Here is a 23,636-nt window from a genome sequence, read left to right as displayed (position 1 = left end):
AGTATAAAAGAAAGCGTGTGAGAGACATTGGGGTCTGACCCTCTTACAATTTTCTTGGTGAGATAAAAAGCAAGTGCAAAACTTTTAAATGTATAGCTATAAATGAGCAAATTTGAAAAACTGTACAAACAAATCTGCTATACACGGACATTAAGAGGATTAAACAATTTATTGTCCGCTACACTTGGCGGTAAATACCCGTGACTGGACTTGCACCAGCAAGATTAGTGCCATGCTCGGCACACAAAATGACTGCCCCGCCTGCTCAAATGCAGGCAGAACAGTCATCTGATCTTTTTATTCACTTTTTATGAAACAAATTTTCCAACGATCAGACAGATTACAATCGTAATCACCATATCCGGCAGAGTGTTTCCCAGCGGCATGTCGATGTTCATCAGAATTCGGTATACCACAAATCCAATCACCCAGATGATCAGATTCGGAATATGTACGGCCAGGCTGCTCTTGTCCCGTTTCAGCAGGAAAAAGTCGGCAATCTGAATTGCGATCATCGGTGCAAAGACCGAGCCGATCAGATAGAGGAAATCTGTGATGTTGTCCATCGGATATACAATCGCTGCGATGGTTCCAATGACGGTGACAACGATGGCCACATGCTTTCCATTCCATTTGCTTACGACGGTCTCGCTGGAAATTCCTGCGGAGTAGGCATCCAGAAATGTCGTTGTTACTGTTGAAAATACAATAATCAGAAGGCCCGCAATGCCAAGGCCTGCCTTCAGCATGATCTGCGCGATGTCATATTCTCCGGTGATGATCGCTGCTCCCATTCCAATCACATACATCCAGCAGCTGACGATTCCATAGACAACCGCGCTGATGGCCGTTGCTTTGACCGGTTCTTTTGCTTCTCTTGTGTAATCGCTGATCAGCGGCAGCCAGGATAACGGCATCGCAACCGCAAGTTCTACTGCTGCACCGAATGTCATACTGTCATCCGATGGCGCTCCTGCTCCGCCTCCGGCAAAGATGACCTTGCTCAGGATCAGGCTAAGCAGAAATAATGCTGCCATGGCAACCGTGTTGATTTTACCAAGATTCGTGATTCCGATCACAATCCAGAGAATAATCAGGACTCCGATCACAAGGCACCAGATCCATCTGCCCGTATGCATTACGCCGTCTGCGGCGAGCGCTCCGTCATAGATCATGATGGCGGTCCAGCCAACGAGCTGCAATACATTCAGGACAGCAAAAAGGATGCTTCCCTTCTGTCCAAAACTCATTTTTACAGTTTCCATGGCACTTTTTCTGACCCTTCCGCCGATCACGCCCGCCAGAAACAGCATCAGGCATCCGATGATATGGCCGATAAGAATCGCTGCCAGACCTTTTCCCATGCCGAGCGGTGCAAGGTAGGTTCCGGTCAGGATTTCGGCAATCGAGACACCTGCCCCAAACCAGATCAGGCCATTCTCGAACAGGCCGGTACGTTTTTCGTTCATTTTCATGTTCCTCTCTTTGCTTAAATTTTCATACCGGAAACCATTTTAGCACAGAAGGGAAAATGCGGCAATGAATTTACTCTATCCGTTCATCTGACTCCCAATCTTTCTCCAATCATCCCAGCTTTTCAGACCATTCTGCTTCCTTAAAGCCGATCAGCACGGTATCACCATCGATCAGCAGCGGGCGTTTCACCAGCATACCATTCGTGGCAAGAAGCTGCAGCTGTTCCTCTTCGCTCATGGCAGGAAGTTTGTCCTTCAGTTTCATTTCTTTATAAAGAAGGCCGCTGGTATTAAAGAACTTTTTAAGTGGAAAGCCGCTCTTAGAATACCATTCCTTTAACTCACCGCAGGTTGGATTCACATCCACGATGTTGCGCTCGGTATATTCTATTTTCTGTGCATCTAACCATTTTTTCGCTTTCTGGCAGGTTGAGCATTTTGGGTAACATATAAATAACATTTCTCCATCTCCAATCAAATATAATTTATCCATAATCCTGTATCTTTTGCCGGAATCATTTCAGCACAGGAACGGAGGATCGGCAATTATTTTCCTTCTTCCAAGATCAATTCCAGCACCTTCATCAGCTTCGGAATCCAGCCCATCTATCTTATATAGACGAGCTGTTTGAGCTCTTTTGGTCTTTCCTTTTTCACAATTATGCAATAATAATCTATAACTTTGCACATACCAAATCATACAAAGCACTCATAAGTTCTTCCCCGTTCCGGCATTCTGCGACCATCGAAATAACCGCATTCTTGTCCGGAAGGATCATAGAAATCTGAGAATATTTTCCATCCGCCCGGTAGGAATTGTATTCTCCTCTCCAGAAAAGATAACCATAATTGTCTGTATCGGATGCTGCTGTACTTTCTTCTATCCATTTTTCGGATAAAATCTGTTTTCCATTCCATTTTCCCTTATTCAGGTAAAACAATCCGAATTTATGAAGTTCAGAAAGTGTAAGGAACAATCCACCTGCGCCAAAACTGTTTCCAAGAGGATCTGTCTCCCATGTCGGCCGCTTGATTCCAAGATGTTTAAAAAGCCTTGGTGTAAGATAAGAGACCAGATCGCATCCGGAACGTCTCTGTACAAGAATGCCTGCCAGGTAGGGACCAACATTATTATATACAAAATGTGTACCTGGCTTATATTGAAACGGAATCGCCAAAGACATTTTTACCCAGTCATCCTCTTGGTATAATGGCCGCTGTTCTCCCATAAGGCTGCCCTGTTCCTGTCCTAAACACATCGTAAGCAGGTCTCGAACCGTTGCCATTTTCAGATTATCATCGATCACATCGGGTAAATCTTCGGGAAAGGCATCGGTCAGTTTTTCATCCAAGGACAATAATCCCTCCTGGACAGCAAAACCAACTGCACAGGATGTGAAGCTCTTCGTTGCAGAATAGATATTTCTACGGCATTCGGGTTCGCTGTACCATTCATTTATGAGGTCGCCATCTTTTGTGACCTTTATTCCAAGAACGTGAAATGTTTTTGCAGCTCCTATAAAATCAGATATGTCCATAGCTAGGTTCCTCCTTTATTTTTACTATAATAATTTGTAGTATCTTTGCCATGTTGTCTTTCTGAAATTTTTATAAACCTATGTATATTTCCTCCTCATCAACCACTTCTGATCAATACATTTCACCTCACCATCAAACCGAATATGAAGATGAACTCCACCAGATCTCAGATTAATCTTTTCTATGATTCCATCTCCGAATTTCGGATGTGTGATATTGTCTCCAATTTTATATTGAACAACTTCATCCTTCTGCTTCTGTGCTTTCTGCTGGCGCTGATACGTATCTCGAATCGGCACTGTCTTATCATGAATCCGGCTTTTTAATACTTTATCATAGTTATGATCCAACAGCGCCTCTCCTGCCTTATAATAAGGTGTCGGTGCTGCACCTATAAGAGAACAACAATATTTCCACGCACTTCCATGTGTTCCAGCCTGCCATTTATACTTCTCAGGTATCCGCATATTGTACTGCATGTAATGCGCATATTCATGCTTGAATAAATCGATACGGTCCTCTTTTGACAACGGATTGTTGACTCCATACGCAACAAAGAGCAGGGAAAAATGAAAATGTTCCTTTTCATGAGCACTCTGCCTTGTATAGGATCCCAGAGAATCTGTCTCAAATCCAAATGTTACCGGTATTTTTGCTCCGTTCAAATGAAACTTCCGGTCCAGGTCCTGATACAACTTCTGGATTAATGCTGTCAAGATCGGGATTTCTTTCTGTAACTGCTGGCGTAAAAACTGGTTTTCTTGATCATAATAAGTCATTCTTTCATGTTTCCTCCCAGCTTTTCTATTGCCACTTCTTCCATATCTCCGGCTGATAACCGAGCGTAGAAAGTTTTCCATTTCTGACCACCGGCGTCTTAATTACAGATGGATTTTCCAGCACTTTTTGAAGCTTATCCTCATCGGCAATGTATTTAATCAAAGCTAATAAATCTTTGTCTTTGCCATCCCAATTAATCATATTTTCCAGTCCGCCATTTGCCTGAGCTACAGAATTAAATTCCCCTTTACTCATGCCTTTTTCCTTCATATCTCCAAACTGATACTTGATGCCGCGCTCTTTGAAAAAACGCTCGGCTTTCTTTGTATCGTTGCATTTCTTTGTTCCAAATATTTGTATATTCATTGTAATATTCCCTTCTGGAGCCAAAATTGCCGTATGCCATAATCTTGCGTATTATCTTACATACTTTCTTCCTTGATTATACAAGATTTCAGTTCTTACTTTTTAATTCCGACCTTTTGAACCTTTATCTGCCTAGAATCAGCTTTACTGCATCAATCAGATCCTCACTAAATCCTTCGAGCTCATCCATCTTAATAACTCCATCTCCGACTAAATATGCAATATCCCAAATTGCCGTAGATTTCCGAAGTTCAATCAGAACTCCTAGATTTTTCTTGTCCTGCCTAATGCGCTTCTCAAGTGTCCAAAAATGATCTGATGCATTTCCCGTGTTCGCGGGGTCAGGTACCTGTTGCAGATGTCGTCTTGTATAGGATCCCAGAGAATCCGTGTCAAATCCAAAAGTTATCGGGATTTTTGCTCCGTTTAAATGAAACTTCCGGTCCAGTTCCTGATACAAATTCTGGATTAATGCCCTCAAAATCGGGATTTCTTTCTGCAATCGCTAGCGTAAAAACTGGTCTTCTCGATTATCATAAGTCATTATTTTATGTTTCCTCTTGATGTAAGGCGCTGACCCCAATGCTATGAATCTTCTATGTTCTCGGTCACTTAATTATATATTTTGTTCCTCTGCCTTTTCCTTCAACTGCAACCACACCCTTTTCTCCCATGGTTTTAAGTAAATGTGTTGTTTTTGATTTTCCAAATGGGACATATGGTGCAATTTCACTTATTGATTTTAACATCGTCTTACTTAATAATTTGTAAATTACTTTTTCGTCCTCAGTCAAATTAACATTCGTTTCAAATAGCGGCAGCACAATTTTTATAGCATTTTCTGATACCTCAAAATCTGGTTTTATCAGACTCTCTGTATACAGTTGTTTTATTCGTGTAATTCCCGTTCCAAATATCTCTACAAATCCCAATCTGTAAAACACATTTGCAAGATTTCTATTCCTTAAAACAGAAAGTTTACCTGATAAATATTCTTCGGCTGTTATTCCAGCTGGCAATCCACCAGGAGATACAACCTCTATTCTATCATCAAACATAGAAACTCTGATGTGTGAATCAATATCCCATACCCTATGAATTAAAGCATTTGCAATTGCTTCTCTGAAAGCTGCTTGTGGTATTTTCTCCATCGTTTTTCTATCAGCGCCCTGTATGACTTCATATTGGTAATAGTCTTTAAATACAGCAAGTGTTTTTTCATATACATCTAAAACTGATACATTTTCAAAGGTTACTCTTTTTTGAATAATACTGATGTTCTCACCGAACTTAACAAGATCAATTCCGGAAAAATGATTTTTATCTGCTAAAAGTCCTGCTGCATTATTAAAACCATTTACATTGTCATACAGATTCAGTGTCTTTAAAGTATCCTGATTAAAACTTTCAATCTGAATATTTTCTTTTAGTTTATGCTGTAAAAAATCAAAAGATAGCTCCTGATCTTTACACTGTAATTCTTCAAAGCTAATATTTTTTCCTTCTAATACAAGCCTTGAAAATTCAAGTGTGTCTACCTCTATCGTTGCTGTATCATTTCGTTTGTATGCTTTCGATTTATATAAATATGGCTTCTGAAGACCACTTTTTACAGTAAGTTTTATCGTTTGATCATTGTTCTGTAGTTCAAGCATATAATTTGGCTGAGGCGAAATACTGTCATTGATTTTATTTTCGATATCCAGGCAAGCCTGCTTTACATCTGGCAAGCCTTTTACATTTCCATCATCATCTACGCCAAAAAGAATCATTCCGCCATTATAATTCGAAAAGGCACTGACTGTTTTCAAAAAAGTATTCGTAATCGTTTCCTTGAATTCCAATATTCTTGTTTCACGCATAGCAATCATTTCCTTTCCCAGTCTTAATGATTATATTATATGTTTAAATACGCGAAAAATCAATCGTAACTTTTTACGATTGATTTTTCAATTGATTTTGAGTGTATTTTTCTGTTATTCTTCTTCATTTCAATTCACGTCTTCACGGGAGACGACCAAGGCCGCTTCACTTTATAGTAAGTGTTCTACCGGTTGCGATTTTTCTGGGATGGTATAATTTATTTATGTTTTTTTAGATTTTTTTATTTTCTCTTTCGAGTCCCAGACATCCTGACAAATGCTTTCATCATTATTTTTATTTCTTTCTTTCCTGAAACCTGGAACTTTAAATATGCTTTATAAGTTTTTTCCAATATTTTCAAGTTCTTTTATAGAATCCTTGTTTTTTGCAAGTTCATCACTGGCTGTTGCATAATATGATTTTTGGAAAATCATATCCCATGAAAGATATTTCGCCATGCAGTCGAACTGTTTGTCAATTAACTCATACTGGATACTGTCCACCGGGGATCCTCCCACAACGATTGTTCCAACTTTTTTATTTTTCAGCTGCAAACCGCGGCAGTAGCACTTATCAATGATAAGTTTCAACTGCGCAGACATTCCCCACCAATATACCGGAGTAGCAAAAAGAATCACATCTGCAGCAGTAATTTTATCAATCGTGGGATTTGTATCATCCTGATCAATACATCCTTTATAACATTGACAGACCCCACATCCCTTACAAGGTGCTATATGAAGTCTGTCTGGTTGGATGATTTCAATCTCATTCTTTTCTGATGCCCCTTTTATAAATGCGTCAATCGCCGTCAGCGTGTTTCCCCTTCTGGCACTTCCGTTAATAATCACAATTTTCATGTATGTTTCCTCCAGCTTCTGATTTCATGAAATCATTATACCTTTTTTCGCTTATCCTGTCATCACATTTCATCAGATCAGAACCTGTCAAAACCTTTCTCCTTCGCGATTGTCGCACGTGTGCGGCGCTTTGGACGATATGGGCGATACAGGTCTTCTACTGCCACAAGCGTTTCCGCTGCCAGAATCTGTTTCTTTAATTCTTCTGTCAGTCTCTGATTAATATCCAAGCTTTTTAGTTCTTTCCACTTTCATAGGCGTTCTGCACCCGTTCGGTCAGCACTTTTCCACCGTTTGCATACCATTCTATCACAAAAGTATCAAAGTAATCCACTGGTTTCTCCCCACTAATGATCTGAAGAAATGCTTCCTGTTCCAGTTCCTGTAATTCTTGCGGAATTTCTGCATTTACATTTTCCAGAGGCAATGTCGATGTACTTGTTATTCCTGCCTTCTGCAGTTCCCCCACAGCCTGAATTCTTGACGCATACGCCGCCCATCCATTCGCGGTTGTCAGCTGTCCATTCAAGTAAGATTTACATGTATTAAAATAAGACTTTTCCAAACCGCTAAGCTCTGATACATCAAGCGTCTTATCCAGTGCTGCCTGAATATGTTCTGTCGTACGGTAAAGTGCATCCTCATAATCCACATTAATATTCAGTGGCCGGGCCGTCGGATCTACATTAATAGAAAAATAATCATTCACTTCTCTTGCCGCACTATCATTTGCATATCTAGACTGATCAAAAATCGCACTCACATACTTTGCTACAATTTCCGGATGCTCATATCCTTTACGCACCACCACATACATCCACTGGTCATACGATTCAAAAACTGATATCTTCTGCGTCTCATTTACCTGTTCTTTGTCTAAAAGATACGGTTTCCACTCTGCATTTGAATCGACATTATATGCTGCACTCAACGGGTTATTCGGAGCCCACCAGCGTCCATAGATAGCACCGCAATGTCCGGTTTTTAACAGATCATCTATGTTTTCCGTCTTTCGTAGCAGGAATCTCTGGTCGAGTATCTCATCCTCATATAGATTGTGAAGTTTCAAAAGCGCTTCTTTTGTTTCCTGTGTTACTGACCCATAAACTACATTTCCATTTTTATCCAGGATCCAGTGACATGGCATTGCACCGGCATGTATAAAAGTTGCATCCACTCCATAAGTCTGATCCGCACCGGCAACCACGTCTGTACTACAGGCAAGGCCGATTGTCTGACCGTCTCCTGCTGCATCCTGTTCTACAAATGCCCGGATCACTTCCAACGCTTCTCCTACTGTTTCCGGTTCCTTTAATCCCAACTTCTCAATCCAGTCTTTCCGCAGCCAAAGAAGCGGAGTTCCATCGTCAATCACCGTATTCGGAAATGCATATAGCTTTCCATCCACGGTTGCAGACTGTAAAAGAGAATCTCCATAACTTTCATACATTTCTTTGATCGTATCTGTCGTACACTCTTCATACGTTTCTGTAAGTTCTTCGATCAGGCCTGCTTCAATCAGGCGGAGCAGGTTATCTCTTCCCTTCACAACAAGCACGTCTGGAATATCACGATCTTCAATCGCTACATTGACCGCCTCTTCATAAGTATTGCCATCCTGCAATTCAAAGACATCTTCATTCTGAATATTAAGTATTTTCTTCAAATATCTCGTATATGCATTATTTTCGTACGTATCTCCTACAGGAAGATTCGAATTATTCGCCCCTGCAATCTTGCCAAGTGTATAGGTAACAGTCTCAGGATATTTCCCAAGTGGTGTATGCATCGCTTTATACATCAGCTTTCTTTTCACTTTAACTGCATTGCTTGCACCAGACTCACTTTGAGATGCTTTTAACTGTTCCATCTGTCTTTGACTTTCCTTCGTCTCAAAATAGGTTCCGCACCAAAGCATCAGCAATAAAATTAATGCAAGATGGGCTGAGAGAATTCGCTTTTTCATATCGTTTTTCATAACACCTTCGCCTCCGTGTTCTTCGGAATCCGGATAAAGACCCGCGTTCCTTTTCCTGGAGTACTTTCTATCTTCATCTCACCTTTTTCTCCATAAAGGACATGGATTCTGTCACAGACATTTCGCACACCATAACCGGAGGACTGATATGTCAGAATCTGATCCGCCTTCTCCTGCGTCATTCCCGCACCATTGTCCCTGATTTCAAAGAAAATGTGCTCAGCCTCTTCACGAATCGTCAGCCACAACGTCGGATTCTCATTATCTGACACATCAATTCCATGATCGATTGCATTTTCTGCAAGTGGCTGCAGGATCAACTTCGGTATCAGATAATCATTAAGACCATCCGAAATCTGTTCAACCACACGGAACTCGTTATCATGCATAACAAGTTGGATTTTGAGATATGCACGGATGTTATCAATTTCTTTTGCCACTGTGGTCATTGTTTCACCACGATTCAGGCTTGTCCGATAATAAGTAGACAGTGCCAATGTCACATGACTGATTTCATCCTCACCCGCTTCAATTGCTTTCCAGTTGATGATTGAAAGCGAATTATAAAGGAAATGTGGATTGATCTGTGCCTGCAGTGCTCTCATCTCACTGTTCTGAAGCTGGATCTTACTCTCATATACTTCTGAGATCAAATGGTTCATCTGATCCATCATGCGCCGAAATGACCGGATCAGCACACCCACCTCGTCTTTGGATTTACTCTGCACGGTAACTTTACGAAGTCCCATATTGATCAGGTTCATATTTTCAGTCAATAACTCCAACTGCGATACCATACGGAGGGAAAAAACATATCCCAGAAAACTCAGAAGAAGAACACTGATCAAAATAATCGGAATATTTTTGAGCAAAAGCTTATGGATTGCGTTTTCACTTACTGCCTTTGGACGATAGATATAGAAATTCCATCCTGTATCCTTCATTGTCCGCTGTACCAGATAATAATTCTCACTGATATCTTTCGGACTCTCAATATCCTTCGGACGATATTTCTTATCCATAGAACACTCGGCATAGACAATATTTCCATTATCATCCTGAATCATGCCTCCTGTATTATCTGTAAGCTGGCTCATGAATGGTTCAAGAACTTTTTCATAATCCAGACGCATCTCCAACACCGCTTTGATCGTATCATTGTCATAGAATTTCCGACTGGCAATGATTGATTTATTCACACCGCGAGTGATGCTCCACTGCATTAATGTTCCCTCATTCAACCTGGAATACCACTGTTGATTCTCCGCTTCCGACATTGGAAGAAGTGTATCTCCATGTGGCACTTCTATATTGTCAGAATATAATGTAATGCTCTGGATCTCTTTGTGATAGATCGTCGGCATCTGCAACAGTGGATCAGCCACCTTCACATATTTCAAATACTTCTCATAATCCGACTCTGTCTCCACATCAAAAATATTCCTGAGATTTTGAGAATAAGACAGATAATCAACCAGGTTCTTATAGATCTGAGACTGATTCTCAATCGAACTCACTGACTGTTCCAACATTTTCTCCAGATTGTACTGTTCCTTCTCTCGCAATTGATTCATCATGCCATACTGCATGGAAAAAGCAAGGAATCCTACCGGAACCAGTCCTGCAATCAGCATCAAAACAGACAGTTTTTTACGAAATTTCAGATTTTCAAATCGATGGATCAACTTCCGTATTTGTTTTTTCATCCGCCGCTATTCCTTTCCTGCATGCTTCCGGTGTATCTCCGAAAAACTCTCTGAAACTTCTGCAGAAGTATGAGTTATTGGAAAATCCTACTTCTTTCGCAATTTGGGAGATTTTCATATTCGTTGTCTCTAAAAGCTCTTTTGCTTTATTCATTCGCACTTCACGGATAAAACGGTTCAGTGTCATCCCTGTTTCTTCTTTAAATACAGCACTTAAATATCCCGGTGACAGAAAAACCATTGCGGAAAGTGTCTCTGCTCCCAGATCCTTTTCCTTATAATGGTGATAAATATATCCCTTCACGGTTGTAACTTCTGATCGGAACCCATCTTCCTGCTCTTGTATGCAATGTTCATATTCCTGAAGTACTTCTTCTACTATAGCAATCACATCATTAAGGTTTCTGCAACGATATAATCGATCCACTCTCTTTGAAAGCATCTTTTCATCCAGCCCTTCCATCTGGTCGAGCAATTCTTTCATAATTCCAGAAAATACAAACTTTATATACATATCCGAAAATTGCTTATGCGCACGATATTTTTCTTCCAGTCTCTGAAAATCCTGACGGAGATGTGGCAGATCTTTATATTGAATATCTTTCGTAATCTGTTCCATGATTTCAGAATCTTCTGCTGGATCAGCTTTCTTCTCTTCCTGCTTCTCCCCGTGGAAAAACAGATGCTGACGTGGCTGATAGAACTGCTCTTCTAACATTCCTTCCAGCACCTTAAATTCCTCTGCCAGATTTTTTCCATCTTCGATTTCCTCACTGACTGCAAAATAACATTCACTGTCAAACTGGTGCGCAAAAAAACGGTACATTTTCTCTACGATTCCATGATAATCTGCATATTTTTCCGTGAACAAAAAGATGGATTCGTTCGAATTCAGATTCACATAATGAAACTCTCTCTGCACCTCTTCCTTCAGGCTCATCAGGAAATGTTCCTCTTCCGTTTCGAAGAATCCATTTGAGGCACTGACAAGAACCATACGGGTAAATTGGGACAGATCATCTTCCATTCCATCTGTAAGTTTCTTAAACTGAACAAAATCTTCCTCTTTTCCCCCATACAGATATTTCAGTAAAAAGTATTTTTTCAGATAATCTTCTTTCTTTTCCTGCTGCTCTTTTTTCTCTATCTTGGAAGAAATATTTTCCATCACTCGTTGAAAAGTCTTATGGAATTCCTCCGGATCAACCGGCTTCAGAACATAGTCTACAACTCCATACCGCAATGCTTCTCTTGCATAAGAGAAATCATTATATCCGCTGAAGATCACGATTTCCATATCCGGATGATCTTCTCTCACTGCTTTCGTCAGCTCCAGTCCATTCATATAAGGCATCTTTACATCCGAAAATAAAATATCCACATGGTTTGATTCTAATACTCCCAGTGCATCCTTTCCATTCGTTGCTTCTAGGATCTGGAATTCTCCTTCCTCCCTCTTTAACAGAAAGCGGATTCCCCTTCGCTCCAGTTTTTCATCATCCACGATCAATATTGTAATCATTTCCCCACGCCTCCCACACGTTCACTTTACATTTTCACTATTCCTTTTATAACGTCCGAAAACAGCAGGGAATGTTCACTCACTCTCTGCTGTCTTTTTTTAATTTTTATAATTCTATTTTAATTCATTTTTTAGACAATGTCCACACTAGCCTTTAACCGCTCCGGCTACAACGCCTTCGATAATATATCTCTGGCAGAACAGGTAGAAGATGATAATCGGCACAATTGCAAGAACCAGAGTTCCCATCATTGCTCCCATATCTACAGAACCGTATCCACCTTTCAGATACTGAACTGCCATCGGCACTGTCTTATATTTTCTCTGATCCAGTACAAGTGATGGAAGCAGGTAGTCGTTCCAAATCCACATTGCCTGAAGAATTGTAACTGTTACGCAAGTCGGCTTGGCAATCGGAAGTACAATTTTAAAGAATGTCTGGATTGGTGTACATCCATCAATCATTGCAGCCTCTTCAATCTCCAATGGAATGGATTTCATGAACCCGGTAAACATAAAGACGGAAAGTCCTGCACCAAATCCAAGGTAGATCACAACCAGTCCCCACGGATTTCCCATATGAAGCATATTTGCGATCTTGGATAATGTAAACATTTCCATCTGGAATGGCACGATCATTGCAAACAGGCAAAGCATGTAAAGGATCTTTGTAAATTTTGTCTTCACGCGGCAGATATACCATGCACACATGGAGCAACATAAGATAATCACTGCTACAGATAAGATTGTGATAAATAAACTCCATCCAAATGCCTGAATCAGCTGTGTCTGCTTAATACCACGGATATAGTTCTCTAATCCGACATACATCTTTCCGGTCGGTATCTTGAACGGTGCTTTACTGATATAGGCTTTTTTCTTAAAGGAGTTGATAAATACCAGTATGATCGGATACAGATACAGCAGGCTGAGTAGTGTAAAAATAACGGTTAATAATGTACCATGTTTTACTTTTTTATTCATTACTGCTGCACCTCCTTTGATGTTGTCAGTTTATTCTGGATCAATGCAATCACTCCTACGATAATAAAGAAGATAACTGCTTTCGCCTGTCCTACACCTTCCCAGCCAGTTCTTCCATAGAATGTATTATAGATATTCAGGGCAAGCATTTCTGACATCTTGTCCGGTCCACCGTTTGTCAATGCAAGGTTCTGGTCGAAAAGTTTAAATCCGTTTGTAAGTGTCAGGAAAGTACAGATTGTAATGGATGGCATAACCATCGGAATTGTAACATATCTTAAAAGCTGTACTTTATTCGCTCCATCAATCTGTGCTGCCTCGATCAGCTCTCCAGGAATATTCTGGATTCCTGAGATGTAGATGATCATCATGTATCCAACCTGCTGCCAGAGCATCAGGATAACCAATCCCCAGAAACCATATTTTGAAGAATATGTAAGTGTTTTCTGGAAATGTGCCAGAATACCATTTAATAACAGCTGCCATACATATCCAAGTACAATACCACCGATCAGGTTCGGCATAAAAAATACAGTACGGAAAATATTGGTTCCCTTAATATTCTTTGTCAAAAGCATTGCTACCGCAAATGCAAAAATGTTGATCAATAATACTGTCACAATTGTAAATAATGCGGTAAACCAAAGAGAGTGAAGAAAATCTCCGTCTCCAAGGATCTTTGCATAGTTGCTAAGTCCAATAAATTTAGCGTCTGTCACCGTTGTGAACTTGCAGAACGAAAGATATACGCCTAACACAAACGGTGCAAGGAAACCTATCGTGAATGCAATCAGCGTCGGTAATACAAATACCGGAAAATATCTCTTTATTGCTTTTTGCATGTTCTTCTCCTCCTGTCTTTCTTTTCTGTAAAAAGCCTTTCTGCGCCTTTGCTTTTCACAATTCTAATTACATAATTTCAGCCTGCCCCGGTATGCTCGTTGGCAGGCTGTTTGATCTTCTTCTCTATTTCACAGCCTTTTTATCTGCCTATCCTGTGAAAAGTCTTTTTTATTCGTTTGCTGCTGCGTATTCTTCAGCCCATCCATCAACAAATGCTGTCTGTACACTATCCCATGCGCCTGTACCCTGTGCATAGTTCAGAAGAGCTCCACCAAGATTGTTTTTCCAGTTCTCAGATGGCATTGTTGTAAAGTTCCAGCTTACTGGTGTCTTTCCTGCCTCTGTATACTCAGCATTTGCTTTTACAAGCGGGTTGTCCGGAAGGTAATCTGAGAATGTTGTGAACGGTGTTACAAATCCCATCTCGTTAGCCAGCATGTCACGACCTTCATCGCTCTCAACTACCCATTTCATAAAATCAAGTGTTGCCTGAATGTCTTCTTCTGAAGCGTTCTTATTTACACACCAGTAGTTCTCAGATCCTGTACAAAGTCCCTGATTTTCTTCTCCATCAACTCCGATGTAGATTGGAAGCATTCCCATATCTTCATCTGCTACTTCATTATCTTTGATATCATTGTAAGCCCATGTACCATTCTGATAGAATACTGCTTCGCCAAGTGCAAATTCACTTGCTGCGTCATCTCCTGTCTTAGAAGAAATCATAGATGGCTCACATGTAGAGTTGTTCAGATACAGATCCCAGATCTGTTTGTAGTTGTCAAGGTATGTTCCTTTGATTGCATCTGTGCTGTCAATTCCGTCTGCCTTATACTCATAGTAGATTGGAAGATTTGCAAGGTGTGTCTTGAATCTCCAGTCAGAGGAAGAATCCATTCCTGCTGAAGTAAAAGCTCCTTCTACTCCAAGATCATCTTTGTGTGCCTGAATCTCTTCTGCAACTGTCTTAAGTGCCTGGAAGTTATTCAGATCATCAATTGATTTGATACTTGCATCCGGCAATTCGAAGTATTTGTTCAGAAGAGCTTTGTTGTAGATCAGACCATAAGTCTCAATAACATAAGCGATTCCATCTACTGCGTCGCCATCTTTTAATATATAATCGTCAGACTCGACATCTTTATAAACATCGCTGTCTGAAAGGTCATAGCAATAATTTTTCCATGTAGCAAGTCCAACCGGTCCGTTTACCTGGAACAATGTTGGTGCCTCATCTTTTGCCATCTCTGATTTCAACTGTGACTCGTAAGTTCCTGATGCTGCTGTCTGTACATCAACCTGAACACCCGTCTCATCTGTATACTCTTTTGCAAGTTCTACCCACTGGTCAGCCTGCTCTGGTTTAAAGTTCAGATAATAAACTTTTCCGGATGACTTATCTCCTTTCGCTGTTTCATCTCCGCTTGATGTGGCTCCACATCCTGCAAGCATTCCTCCTGCCATTGAAGCTGCAAGTACAAGTGCAAGAATCTTTTTCTTCTTCATAATTGAATCCTCCTTTTATGATTACTTTTCTTTGTTTTTCTTGATGATGTTATTATAAGAAAAAGTTCCAAAATAAGATATAATAAAATTCCAAGAAACATAACACTATTTCAAGATTATTGTAATTTTTGAAGATTTTGTGTATGATACAAGAGTTCGCCAAGAACCAAAAATGAAGTTTGAAACAAATAAGTAGAGAACAGCCACGAAATAGAGGGCATAGCAAACAAACCACCGGATTAGCTGGTTTTGAAAATTGAATATATAAACGCAACACCTAATTAGGAGACCGGCGAAGGCTCATCTTTAATGAGATACCCTCGTTGCCTTAGAAGATTAAGTGCCTGTGAAGTTGTAAGAACTTTTTCTTTTTTCACAGGACGTGATTCAAGAAAACCATCGGATGTATAAGGTTTTAAATCTGTGAGTATGTGCCAGATAGCGGTCAGGATCATACGGCAGCGTGCAATAATGGCTTTCTTGTGGCCACGACGTGTTTTGATACGCTTATAGCGGGTGGTAAATTCAAAATGTTTCTTCGATTTGATTAAAGCATTTGCAATCTGTACCAGAACTGGTTTAAAATAAGAACCAGTACAGGAAATCCGAGTGGATTTGATTTTACGGTCGCTCTTATCATTTCGGGGACAACATCCAGCCCAGGAGACGAGGTGTTTTGCTGTGAGGAAGACAGGCATATCACCACCAATCTCTGAAAGCACCTGAATTGCAGTCATTGGATTCTTATCGAATCCAGGAACCGTTCTTATTAAGTTTAAAGCAGCCTCGTATTTATCACTGAGACGAAGGATTTCCTGTTCTACTTCTGAAATGTGCTTTTGAAGTTCGTCTATGTGATCAAGGCACTGTCTGAGCTTTACATCCTGTTCTTTCGAGATATTACCATCAACGGCCGCCTGAATTTCTTCTATTGGAGTTTTACAGCGGCTGTCAACAAAGGGTGACACATCAAATTTTTCCCCAGGGTGCTGCAAAATCTGTTCCGTAATGGAACGGGAAGATTTCCCGAATACATCAGAAAAGACATCATCAAGCTTCAGATTGGAAACAGTAAGACAATTTTGGGCACGATTCTTCTCACCGGTAATCATACAGGTGAGTTTGAAACGGTATCTTACGAGATCCCTGAGTTCTCTGATGTCAGCAGGTGGAATAAAAGAAGGTTTCACCATGCCGCACATGTATAGATCACAGATCCATTTGGCATCTTTGCGGTCGGTCTTGTTTCCTTTCATGGGTTTGGTGTATTTCGGATGGGATAGAGTAACCCGGATTTTGTGTTGCTCTAAGATATTGAAAACAGGGATCCAATACTTGCCGGTAGATTCCATACAGACATCGTTACAGTTGTATTTAGCAAGCCAGACACACAGCTGATGCAAACCTTTAGAAAAGGAAGAAAAGCGAGCCTGCTTATACTCTGTACGATTATTGGAATCCGTGATACCGATACAGGCATAAATCCATGTTTTGTGGACATCAAGTCCACAGCAGTTAAATTTAAAAATTTTAAAAGACAAGTAACTACCTCCTGATAGCATAATGATAAAACGGACAGTGACTGGTCATCCGGCGAGATCGAGTCGACTTCGGAAGAGATAAGTTTCCGGGCTACAGTTATGCGCCACTCATTGATGCCTTAACGGATGACCGACAACATATAAATATGCGAGGTTGCCGCTATACAGCCCCGCCACTCACCTCCACGTGTTCTGTAGTGTGTCAGTCTTATGGAACCATCATATCAGAAGGGAACAAAAATAGAAAGTGAAGGTAACCAACACGTTTCATGGCGCATTGGTGGCTTTCGCAGAAAGACGGGAAATAAATATGGATAAATCCATGTTCATAATAATTCTTTCTCCATAGTCAGATAGTGCAGCTAACCTAAACCAAAACAAAAAACTTCATAAACAACGTCATGGCGAAGCCCCCTTCGCTCTTTTGTTATGTCATTTTTTATTTCCAGCCCATTATACACTATTTCTGACGATTTGAGAAATTTCCTATAAAGCAAAAAAGGCTCGGTGGGTGCAACACCGAGCTTTCGTTTTTCTATTAGAAACTATCTGACAAATCAGAGCTTTAGCAGGTTGCAAGAAATAGATCGGCTTTAGGTTCTGCAACCGAACGGTTAATATAAACAAGATTGAATTCACCAGTGATCTCCATGTCCTCCACTCTAAATGTTGCCAAGTCATTTCGGCAGTGGCTAATTGGTTCATATGCAAAAGTAATCAAATGATCCATTGCAACCAAGTCGCAAATAATAGAAAAATTACTGATGGACGAATGCCGACTGAAGCTGTCCAGTGAATAACCTCTTGCGGCCACGGCTTGTTCCTGAAGCATGTGTGTTCCGGAACCTTTCTCACGCACAAGCAGGCTTTCCTGAAGAACTTCCTCAAGAGAAACGGTTCTGCCTGCAAAAGAATGACGGCGGCTGCATATGCCCAAAAAGCTCTCTTTTTTATAGAGGCGGTGCGGATACTTTTCTTTATCGAACACGCCTTCAATTATTGCAAAGTCCACAGGCATCTGCGGTGGCTCTGCCATTGCCGCTATCGCCCCCACCATCGACGCGGACGACAACGACGTTGCCTACGCCATGTCCGCCACCTTCCTATTTGACATGGCGATGATCGTGCTGTTTCCCATCATGGGCCGGGCACTGGGTATGACGGATCAGGCCTTTGGCATCTGGGCAGGTACGGCGGTGAGCGGCACCAAGACTGCCAGCAAGTTCCTGATGGTCTGCGCACTGGCTGCCATCGGATTGAATACCTCCTTCGCCAGCATGAAGAAGGCTGGCATCCGCCCCATGATTCACGGTTTCATCATTTCTGCGCTGGTTGTAATTGTGGCGCTGCTAGTGGAGATGGGCATGGGAATCGTGTAAGAAAGCTACAAGACAATTGAGCAAAGCCACAGTTCAAAACAAAACTGTGGCTTTTGTCTTTGGATTGAGGAATGGCGTTACGTATTTGCTCGAATTACGCAGCTGATGGATGATGCAATTCTGAATTTCCGTCTTGGGAAATACAGCCCCAATCGCCGCAGAGAATCCCGTCAGGTTATCCGTGCAGGCAATGAAAATGTCCTCCACGCCTCGTTTTTTAGCCCGTTGAGTACCGTTGCCCAGTACTTGGCACTTTCGTTTTCTCCTACCCACATCCCCAACACGTCTTTTTTAAGGGCACAACGCACATATCCTTGCTCACTCTTTTTTCATTTTCTTGTTACGGTCTTTCGGGGCAACAGCCCCATCAAATCGCTTGTAAAGCGATTGTGCTTTCGAAAAAAGCATGATACGATATTGCCATAAGCAGTGATGTTGCAACACATAGCTACAATCTACAATAGTGAAAGGAGACGATCTCACCAATGCGATGCTCCCTTGTTTCCAACAAAATAATCCAAGCCCGTGAACGTTTGGGACTCACACAGCAGCAGTTAGCGGAAAAGCTTTGTGTAACCAACAAAGCCGTTTCCAAGTGGGAATGTGGCGTCACACTTCCTGACATCTCGCTTTTGGTGCCTCTATGCCGTGTTCTGGGTCTGACGGTGCAGGAACTGCTGGATGAATACGACGGCAAATTCGGTAATACCCCCGGCTGCCAGACCACGGAAGATCCTGCGCAGGACACGCTGTTTGCGGCGCAGCAGCACAGCCATTACCTGTATATCGATCTCAAAACCACCTCTACGGTGTCGCCCCATTTGTTTGGCCACAACCTGGAGCATACCAGAGCCAGCATCATGGATGGTCTCAGCGCCCAGATGATCCGCAACCGGAAGTTTGCCGGCGCTGCGGCGCGCAACGGCGTAGCGCTGGACTGGGAAGGCATCGGCGAATGCGTGTACTTTGCCAATGAACACCGCCTTCCCGGTAGCAACGCAAACGAAGCTTATGTATGTCATTACGCGCACAACGGCATGTGGCGGCGTAACGAATGTCAGTCCCAGATGATTCAGAACCCAATTCCGAATCAGGTGAGCGGTATCCGTCAAAAAGAGCTCTTCCTTCAAAAGGACAGGAGCTATCCGTTTGCCGTCGTTGTCAAAGTACAGCAGCCGCTGGATGTGCGCGTCGCGCTCACCAACGCCGATGGTACGCAGATTTATGCGGAAACCGTTTTTCCTGTTCAGCCCGTTCTAGCGAAGGAGGATGCACAGGAAGAGGTGGATGAATGGCAGCGCTTTGAGACGATTCTGACCCCCGGCGTCGACGATGCGCATGCCGTGATAAGCATTACCTACACGGAGCAGGCACAACTGCTCATCGGCGCAGTTTCCATGATGCCGGACAATCATTTCCATACCATGCGCAGGGACACCGTGGAAAAGCTCAAGGAAATCGGCGTGCGTCTGCTGCGCTGGCCGGGTGGCAACTTTGCCGGCGAATATCGCTGGCAGGATATGTTCCTGCATCCCGACAGGCGCGCTCCCATGGAGGGCTACATGGAAAATGAAACGCAGCCCTTTACACACGGCTATGACATGCATGAAATAGACACCGACGATTTTATTGCACTGTGCCGTGAGATCGGCGCGGAGCCCTTCCTCACCATCAATGCCGCCTGGGATTCCCCCGAAGTATGCGCCGCCTGGGTGGAATACTGCAACGGCCCTGCCGAGAGCAAATACGGCAGGCTGCGTGCCCAGCGCGGTCATCAGGAGCCCTACAATGTCAAATGGTGGTCGCTGGGCAACGAAATGGGTTATGGCCACATGGAGGGCGCAAATACGCCGGATGGATACGCATCGCTGGTGGAAACGCATGCGCGTGCCATGCTGAAGGTTACGCCGGATCTGAAATTTGTTTCTTCCGGCCCCTATCCGAATCAGGAGTGGGTAGATGTTTCCATCAAGAAGCTGGCTCCCATTGCGCCATACGTTTCTCTGCATACGTACAATTCAGTCCATTGGGACTTCACCTCTCCGGAGGGCATGGAGCGCTGCTATAACGAAATGATCCGCATGCCCATCCACAATCTAGGAATCCTGCGCAGGCTGCATGACATGCTCCCGGAAAAGACATTCATCTCCTACGATGAATGGAATCTGTGGAAAACATGGTGCCGCAATCCTTCCTCCATGGAGGGCATCTTCACTGCGCAGATGCTGCACATGTTCATGCATGAAAGCGAAAAACAGCGCATGCCCATGGCCTGCTACTTTGAGCCGGTTAACGAAGGCGCCATGCAGGTGCATCCGGATCATACCGAGCTGACGGCAACCGGTCAGGCCTTTGCGCTGCTCTCCCGGCATGCCGGCGGAAAGCTGTGTACGGTAGATGGTGTAGAAGACTTTGAAGTCGTTGCCACCATCGATGATCATCATGTGCTGACCCTGACGATGCTCAACCTGAACTGGCAGGAGGAAACTACTTACTCTCTGAATAAATGCGGAACAATTCTGGAAAACAAGGTACTTCAGGCCGAAAATCTGTTGCCTGGTACCCCGTTTACGGAAAATCCCCTGATGATTCATGTCAAGGATGATATTATCAAGGCGAAGCTTCCACCCCGCAGCGTTGCCTGTATCAGTATTTCACTCGTCGAATAACATACACGGAATGCAAAAAAAAATAAAATGAAAACAGCAAGTCGCTCACAGCATGAAAGGAGTAATTTTATGAAAAATGGAAAGTTGACGGTTGCCATCGTGGGCATGGGTTTCGGCAGCTGCTTCCTGCCCATCTATCTGAAGCATCCGGATGTGGAGCATGTCATTATGGTGGATACCAATCCGGACCAGCTGAAGGCGCTGGCAGATATGTACCTGCTGGACGAAAGCTACTACACCACCGACTTTGAAGCGGTATTGCAGAACCCGGATGTGGATGCGGTCCATCTGGTCATTCCGCCCGCGCTGCATGCGCCCATGTCGGTTCAGGTGCTCAACGCAGGCAAGCACTGCGCCTGCACCATCCCCATGGGTATGTCCATGAAGGAGCTGGAAGACGTTATCAAGGCGCGGAAGGCTTCCGGCAAACACTATATGTTCATGGAAACTTCCGTCTACACCCGCGAGTATCTGTATGTGAAGGAGCTGTACGAATCCGGCGCAATGGGCAAGCTGCAGTATATGCGCTGCGCCCACTATCAGGATATGGAGGGCTGGCCCTCTTACTGGGACGGCTTCCCGCCCCTGGCACATCCCACCCATGCCATCGGCCCCTGTTTTGCTCTGGCAGGGCAGCGTCCGGTCAGCGTCTTCGGCAGAGGCTCCGGCAAGGTCCGTCCGGAACTGGAAAAGCAGTACGGCTGCCCCTTCGCCTTTGAGTCTGCTCTGGTGGCCTTGGAGGATGGCGAGACGACCGTTGAAATGGAGCGCTTCCTGTACCATGTCGCCCGTGGCTACAGCGAATGCTTTAATATCTATGGTGAAAACAAGTCCTTTGAGTGGGATCAGCTCAACGGCGACAAACATGTGATGTTCAGCCGGGATCTGGTTTGGGAGAACGAGAACCGCGGCGGCAAGATCGATGAGGAATACGTTCAGGTCCCCGATTATGCCCATCTGCTTCCGGACGTCATTGGCCGGTTTACCTACGAAGTGGCCTATGACGAGGTCAATCCCCATCTGTCCTTCAAGCAGGGCGGCGGTCATGGCGGTTCCCATCCGCATCTGGTCCATGAGTTCGTTACCAGCATTCTGGAAGACAGAACTCCCTTCCCCTCCGATATCGATGCGGCCTACTGGACCGGCGTTGGTCTCCTGGCCCACGAAAGCGCCATGGAAGGCGGCACCGTAAAGTCGCTGCCCAAGTACGAAGAGCTGTAACGGGAGCCGGTAAAAACGCAGTCTCCCCAAAAAAGCCGAACCAATCGTTCTGCCTCAAATTGTCCATACAGCCAAGAGGGTTTGCCTTGATTTTGCCCAGCAATGCATCTTCAGCAAAGACCGCGGTCAAGGCTTCTCCCACAATAAAAAAGTGTCTGCGACACTCTCAACTCCCCTAACCCCTCATTCATGAGGGGAAGGGGTTTTCTTATCTCCTTCTTTATTGTAAAATTCTATTATGAATATATTACAATCCATCTTTACCGATTATTATGAACTCCATCCTCGTCCTGCTGTCATTGAAAATGTCAACAAGATGATTCATTGTGGTGACCCTTCTTACGGTGGTGCCATGTATGGCTGTCCTCACTGTGGAAATCTTAAATTTGTTCCCTTTCGCTGTAAAAGCCGTTTTTGCCCTTCCTGCGGAAACAAATACAACCAGCTTCGTTCTTTTCATATGTCCTGTAAGCTTGTTTCTTGCGTTCATCGCCATTGTGTTTTCACTATCCCAGCGGAACTTCGCGTTTATTTTCTCGAAGACAGGACTCTCTTAGATTGTTTATTTCATTCTGTTCGTGATGTTGTTTTACGCATGTTTTCCAAAATGAATAAAACCGAAAACTTTACTCCTGGGCTTATCTGTATTCTTCACACTTTTGGGCGTGATTTAAAATGGAATCCTCATATCCACGATCTCATCTCCGAGGGTGGGGCTGGTAACATCACTCCTTGGCGTCCTGTCAAACACTTTGATTACAGTTTCCTTCGTAATGCTTTCCGCAAAGTCCTGCTTGAACGACTTACCTCCCGCATTGGTCCGACTTTTCGCAAAGTCAAAAATGAAATGTACACGAAACACGCTGACGGCTTTTATGTCCGTGCAAAGCCAAATCTTTGCACTCCTGATATCACCATTAAATACATCAGCCGATACCTCGGCAGACCTGTTATTGCCACATCGCGTATTGATACTTATGACGGCAAAAATGTAACCTTTCATTACACCAGACACGAAGACAATAAAACTGTTACTGAAACCATTCCTGCTTTGAACTTCATTCAAAAACTCATTGTCCACATCTCCGAAAAACATTTTAAAATGCTTCGCTACTATGGGATATATGCCAAACATCATAAGCAGGAAATGAAGCTCCGTAAATGTATTTCTGCCGAAAAACAATGTTTCCTACATTCTAGTTAGCAACCACCTGTTCAACTGGTGGTTTATTATTAGCCCTCCAAAGGGCTATTGTTACTGCTCGCCCCAAAGGGCGGTATCGCAAGCACTTTTGCTAGCCCGCTATAAAGCGGTACTACTCGAATCTTCTCGTCTCGATTCTTCTGCTTACTCTTTTATATACTTTTGAACTGCTTCATCTGTTATATTGCCAATCGTTTCAA

Annotated in this window: 20 protein-coding genes and 2 pseudogenes; 4 read left to right on the top strand and 18 right to left on the bottom strand. The window is 43.0% G+C overall.

Annotation, left to right across the window (positions count from 1 at the left end; all coding sequences use genetic code 11):
* Positions 1-308: 308 nt before the first annotated feature.
* The 17 genes from cytX to DWZ44_RS05860 all read right to left on the bottom strand — a co-directional run bounded on the left by cytX (position 309) and on the right by DWZ44_RS05860 (position 17,999).
* Complete coding sequence (cytX, locus tag DWZ44_RS05945; protein WP_022462800.1) at positions 309-1,469, bottom strand: putative hydroxymethylpyrimidine transporter CytX; 1,161 nt, start codon at positions 1,467-1,469, stop codon at positions 309-311.
* A gap of 115 nt (positions 1,470-1,584) precedes the next feature.
* Positions 1,585-1,935, bottom strand: a complete 351-nt coding sequence (locus tag DWZ44_RS05940) for an arsenate reductase family protein (protein WP_022462799.1) — start codon at positions 1,933-1,935, stop codon at positions 1,585-1,587.
* Between the two features lie 214 nt (positions 1,936-2,149).
* Positions 2,150-3,013, bottom strand: coding sequence for a serine hydrolase domain-containing protein (locus DWZ44_RS05935; RefSeq protein WP_055228665.1), 864 nt, complete (start codon positions 3,011-3,013; stop codon positions 2,150-2,152).
* Between the two features lie 78 nt (positions 3,014-3,091).
* Complete coding sequence (locus DWZ44_RS05930) at positions 3,092-3,793, bottom strand: hypothetical protein (RefSeq protein ID WP_117761815.1); 702 nt, start codon at positions 3,791-3,793, stop codon at positions 3,092-3,094.
* A 25-nt stretch (positions 3,794-3,818) separates the two neighbouring features.
* On the bottom strand, positions 3,819-4,160 hold the full coding sequence (locus DWZ44_RS05925; RefSeq protein WP_117761814.1) for an arsenate reductase family protein: 342 nt from the start codon (positions 4,158-4,160) through the stop codon (positions 3,819-3,821).
* A gap of 124 nt (positions 4,161-4,284) precedes the next feature.
* The gene (locus tag DWZ44_RS05920) at positions 4,285-4,641 is read right to left on the bottom strand and encodes a hypothetical protein (protein ID WP_330411380.1); all 357 of its coding nucleotides are present in this window, start codon (positions 4,639-4,641) and stop codon (positions 4,285-4,287) included.
* Between the two features lie 127 nt (positions 4,642-4,768).
* Positions 4,769-6,022: an ATP-binding protein gene (locus DWZ44_RS05910; protein WP_117761813.1), complete on the bottom strand. Its 1,254-nt coding sequence runs from the start codon at positions 6,020-6,022 to the stop codon at positions 4,769-4,771.
* A gap of 336 nt (positions 6,023-6,358) precedes the next feature.
* Positions 6,359-6,883: a flavodoxin family protein gene (locus DWZ44_RS05905; RefSeq protein ID WP_117510850.1), complete on the bottom strand. Its 525-nt coding sequence runs from the start codon at positions 6,881-6,883 to the stop codon at positions 6,359-6,361.
* Between the two features lie 77 nt (positions 6,884-6,960).
* On the bottom strand, positions 6,961-7,113 hold the full coding sequence (locus tag DWZ44_RS05900) for a Tex-like N-terminal domain-containing protein (RefSeq protein ID WP_330410166.1): 153 nt from the start codon (positions 7,111-7,113) through the stop codon (positions 6,961-6,963).
* Between the two features lie 5 nt (positions 7,114-7,118).
* Positions 7,119-8,861 (bottom strand): extracellular solute-binding protein, encoded by a 1,743-nt coding sequence (locus tag DWZ44_RS05895; RefSeq protein ID WP_117761812.1) that lies wholly within the window; start codon positions 8,859-8,861, stop codon positions 7,119-7,121.
* Positions 8,858-10,567 (bottom strand): sensor histidine kinase, encoded by a 1,710-nt coding sequence (locus DWZ44_RS05890; protein WP_117761811.1) that lies wholly within the window; start codon positions 10,565-10,567, stop codon positions 8,858-8,860. The genes DWZ44_RS05895 and DWZ44_RS05890 overlap by 4 nt, the downstream gene beginning before the upstream one ends.
* On the bottom strand, positions 10,530-12,089 hold the full coding sequence (locus tag DWZ44_RS05885) for a response regulator transcription factor (protein WP_117761810.1): 1,560 nt from the start codon (positions 12,087-12,089) through the stop codon (positions 10,530-10,532). The genes DWZ44_RS05890 and DWZ44_RS05885 overlap by 38 nt, the downstream gene beginning before the upstream one ends.
* 147 nt (positions 12,090-12,236) lie before the next feature.
* Entirely contained in the window at positions 12,237-13,073 is an 837-nt protein-coding gene (locus DWZ44_RS05880) for a carbohydrate ABC transporter permease (protein WP_117761809.1), read from the bottom strand.
* Entirely contained in the window at positions 13,073-13,915 is an 843-nt protein-coding gene (locus DWZ44_RS05875) for a carbohydrate ABC transporter permease (protein ID WP_117761808.1), read from the bottom strand. Before DWZ44_RS05875 ends, DWZ44_RS05880 begins: the two co-directional genes overlap by 1 nt.
* Before the next feature lie 169 nt (positions 13,916-14,084).
* On the bottom strand, positions 14,085-15,422 hold the full coding sequence (locus DWZ44_RS05870) for an ABC transporter substrate-binding protein (RefSeq protein ID WP_055222161.1): 1,338 nt from the start codon (positions 15,420-15,422) through the stop codon (positions 14,085-14,087).
* Positions 15,423-15,703: 281 nt separating this feature from the next.
* Positions 15,704-16,963 (bottom strand): IS110 family transposase, encoded by a 1,260-nt coding sequence (locus tag DWZ44_RS05865; protein ID WP_117761807.1) that lies wholly within the window; start codon positions 16,961-16,963, stop codon positions 15,704-15,706.
* A gap of 565 nt (positions 16,964-17,528) precedes the next feature.
* On the bottom strand, positions 17,529-17,999 hold the full coding sequence (locus tag DWZ44_RS05860; RefSeq protein ID WP_158565833.1) for a LysR substrate-binding domain-containing protein: 471 nt from the start codon (positions 17,997-17,999) through the stop codon (positions 17,529-17,531).
* Between DWZ44_RS05860 and DWZ44_RS05855 the strand changes: the two genes are divergently transcribed.
* Complete coding sequence (locus DWZ44_RS05855) at positions 17,959-18,342, top strand: putative sulfate exporter family transporter (protein WP_117761805.1); 384 nt, start codon at positions 17,959-17,961, stop codon at positions 18,340-18,342. The two genes, DWZ44_RS05860 and DWZ44_RS05855, sit on opposite strands and share 41 nt — an antisense overlap.
* Before the next feature lie 78 nt (positions 18,343-18,420).
* Here DWZ44_RS05855 and DWZ44_RS05850 read toward each other — a convergent pair.
* Positions 18,421-18,632: pseudogene (locus DWZ44_RS05850) on the bottom strand (transposase); the annotation flags it as partial.
* Between the two features lie 195 nt (positions 18,633-18,827).
* On the opposite strand from DWZ44_RS05850, the gene DWZ44_RS05845 reads away from it, so the two are divergent.
* The 3 genes and pseudogenes from DWZ44_RS05845 to DWZ44_RS05835 all read left to right on the top strand — a co-directional run.
* A complete protein-coding gene (locus tag DWZ44_RS05845; protein WP_117761804.1) occupies positions 18,828-21,011 on the top strand; it encodes a helix-turn-helix domain-containing protein in 2,184 nt (727 codons plus the stop codon).
* A gap of 69 nt (positions 21,012-21,080) precedes the next feature.
* Positions 21,081-22,232 (top strand): Gfo/Idh/MocA family protein, encoded by a 1,152-nt coding sequence (locus DWZ44_RS05840; RefSeq protein WP_117510865.1) that lies wholly within the window; start codon positions 21,081-21,083, stop codon positions 22,230-22,232.
* Between the two features lie 238 nt (positions 22,233-22,470).
* Positions 22,471-23,424, top strand: a pseudogene (locus tag DWZ44_RS05835) (IS91 family transposase); the annotation flags it as partial.
* Positions 23,425-23,636 lie beyond the last annotated feature (212 nt).

It is taken from the genome of Blautia sp. AF32-4BH (assembly GCF_003460565.1).
GTDB lineage: Bacteria > Bacillota > Clostridia > Lachnospirales > Lachnospiraceae > Fusicatenibacter > Fusicatenibacter saccharivorans.
This window is presented reverse-complemented; position numbering and strand designations above follow the sequence as displayed.

Bases quoted from the DNA above. Each gene is read 5' to 3' on its own strand.
- cytX (WP_022462800.1), bottom strand. From the start codon at position 1,469: ATGAACGAAAAACGTACCGGCCTGTTCGAGAATGGCCTGATCTGGTTT.
- DWZ44_RS05940 (WP_022462799.1), bottom strand. From the start codon at position 1,935: ATGTTATTTATATGTTACCCAAAATGCTCAACCTGCCAGAAAGCGAAA.
- DWZ44_RS05935 (WP_055228665.1), bottom strand. From the start codon at position 3,013: ATGGACATATCTGATTTTATAGGAGCTGCAAAAACATTTCACGTTCTT.
- DWZ44_RS05930 (WP_117761815.1), bottom strand. From the start codon at position 3,793: ATGACTTATTATGATCAAGAAAACCAGTTTTTACGCCAGCAGTTACAG.
- DWZ44_RS05925 (WP_117761814.1), bottom strand. From the start codon at position 4,160: ATGAATATACAAATATTTGGAACAAAGAAATGCAACGATACAAAGAAA.
- DWZ44_RS05910 (WP_117761813.1), bottom strand. From the start codon at position 6,022: ATGCGTGAAACAAGAATATTGGAATTCAAGGAAACGATTACGAATACT.
- DWZ44_RS05905 (WP_117510850.1), bottom strand. From the start codon at position 6,883: ATGAAAATTGTGATTATTAACGGAAGTGCCAGAAGGGGAAACACGCTG.
- DWZ44_RS05895 (WP_117761812.1), bottom strand. From the start codon at position 8,861: ATGAAAAACGATATGAAAAAGCGAATTCTCTCAGCCCATCTTGCATTA.
- DWZ44_RS05890 (WP_117761811.1), bottom strand. From the start codon at position 10,567: ATGAAAAAACAAATACGGAAGTTGATCCATCGATTTGAAAATCTGAAA.
- DWZ44_RS05885 (WP_117761810.1), bottom strand. From the start codon at position 12,089: ATGATTACAATATTGATCGTGGATGATGAAAAACTGGAGCGAAGGGGA.
- DWZ44_RS05880 (WP_117761809.1), bottom strand. From the start codon at position 13,073: ATGAATAAAAAAGTAAAACATGGTACATTATTAACCGTTATTTTTACA.
- DWZ44_RS05875 (WP_117761808.1), bottom strand. From the start codon at position 13,915: ATGCAAAAAGCAATAAAGAGATATTTTCCGGTATTTGTATTACCGACG.
- DWZ44_RS05870 (WP_055222161.1), bottom strand. From the start codon at position 15,422: ATGAAGAAGAAAAAGATTCTTGCACTTGTACTTGCAGCTTCAATGGCA.
- DWZ44_RS05860 (WP_158565833.1), bottom strand. From the start codon at position 17,999: ATGGCAGAGCCACCGCAGATGCCTGTGGACTTTGCAATAATTGAAGGC.
- DWZ44_RS05845 (WP_117761804.1), top strand. From the start codon at position 18,828: ATGCGATGCTCCCTTGTTTCCAACAAAATAATCCAAGCCCGTGAACGT.
- DWZ44_RS05840 (WP_117510865.1), top strand. From the start codon at position 21,081: ATGAAAAATGGAAAGTTGACGGTTGCCATCGTGGGCATGGGTTTCGGC.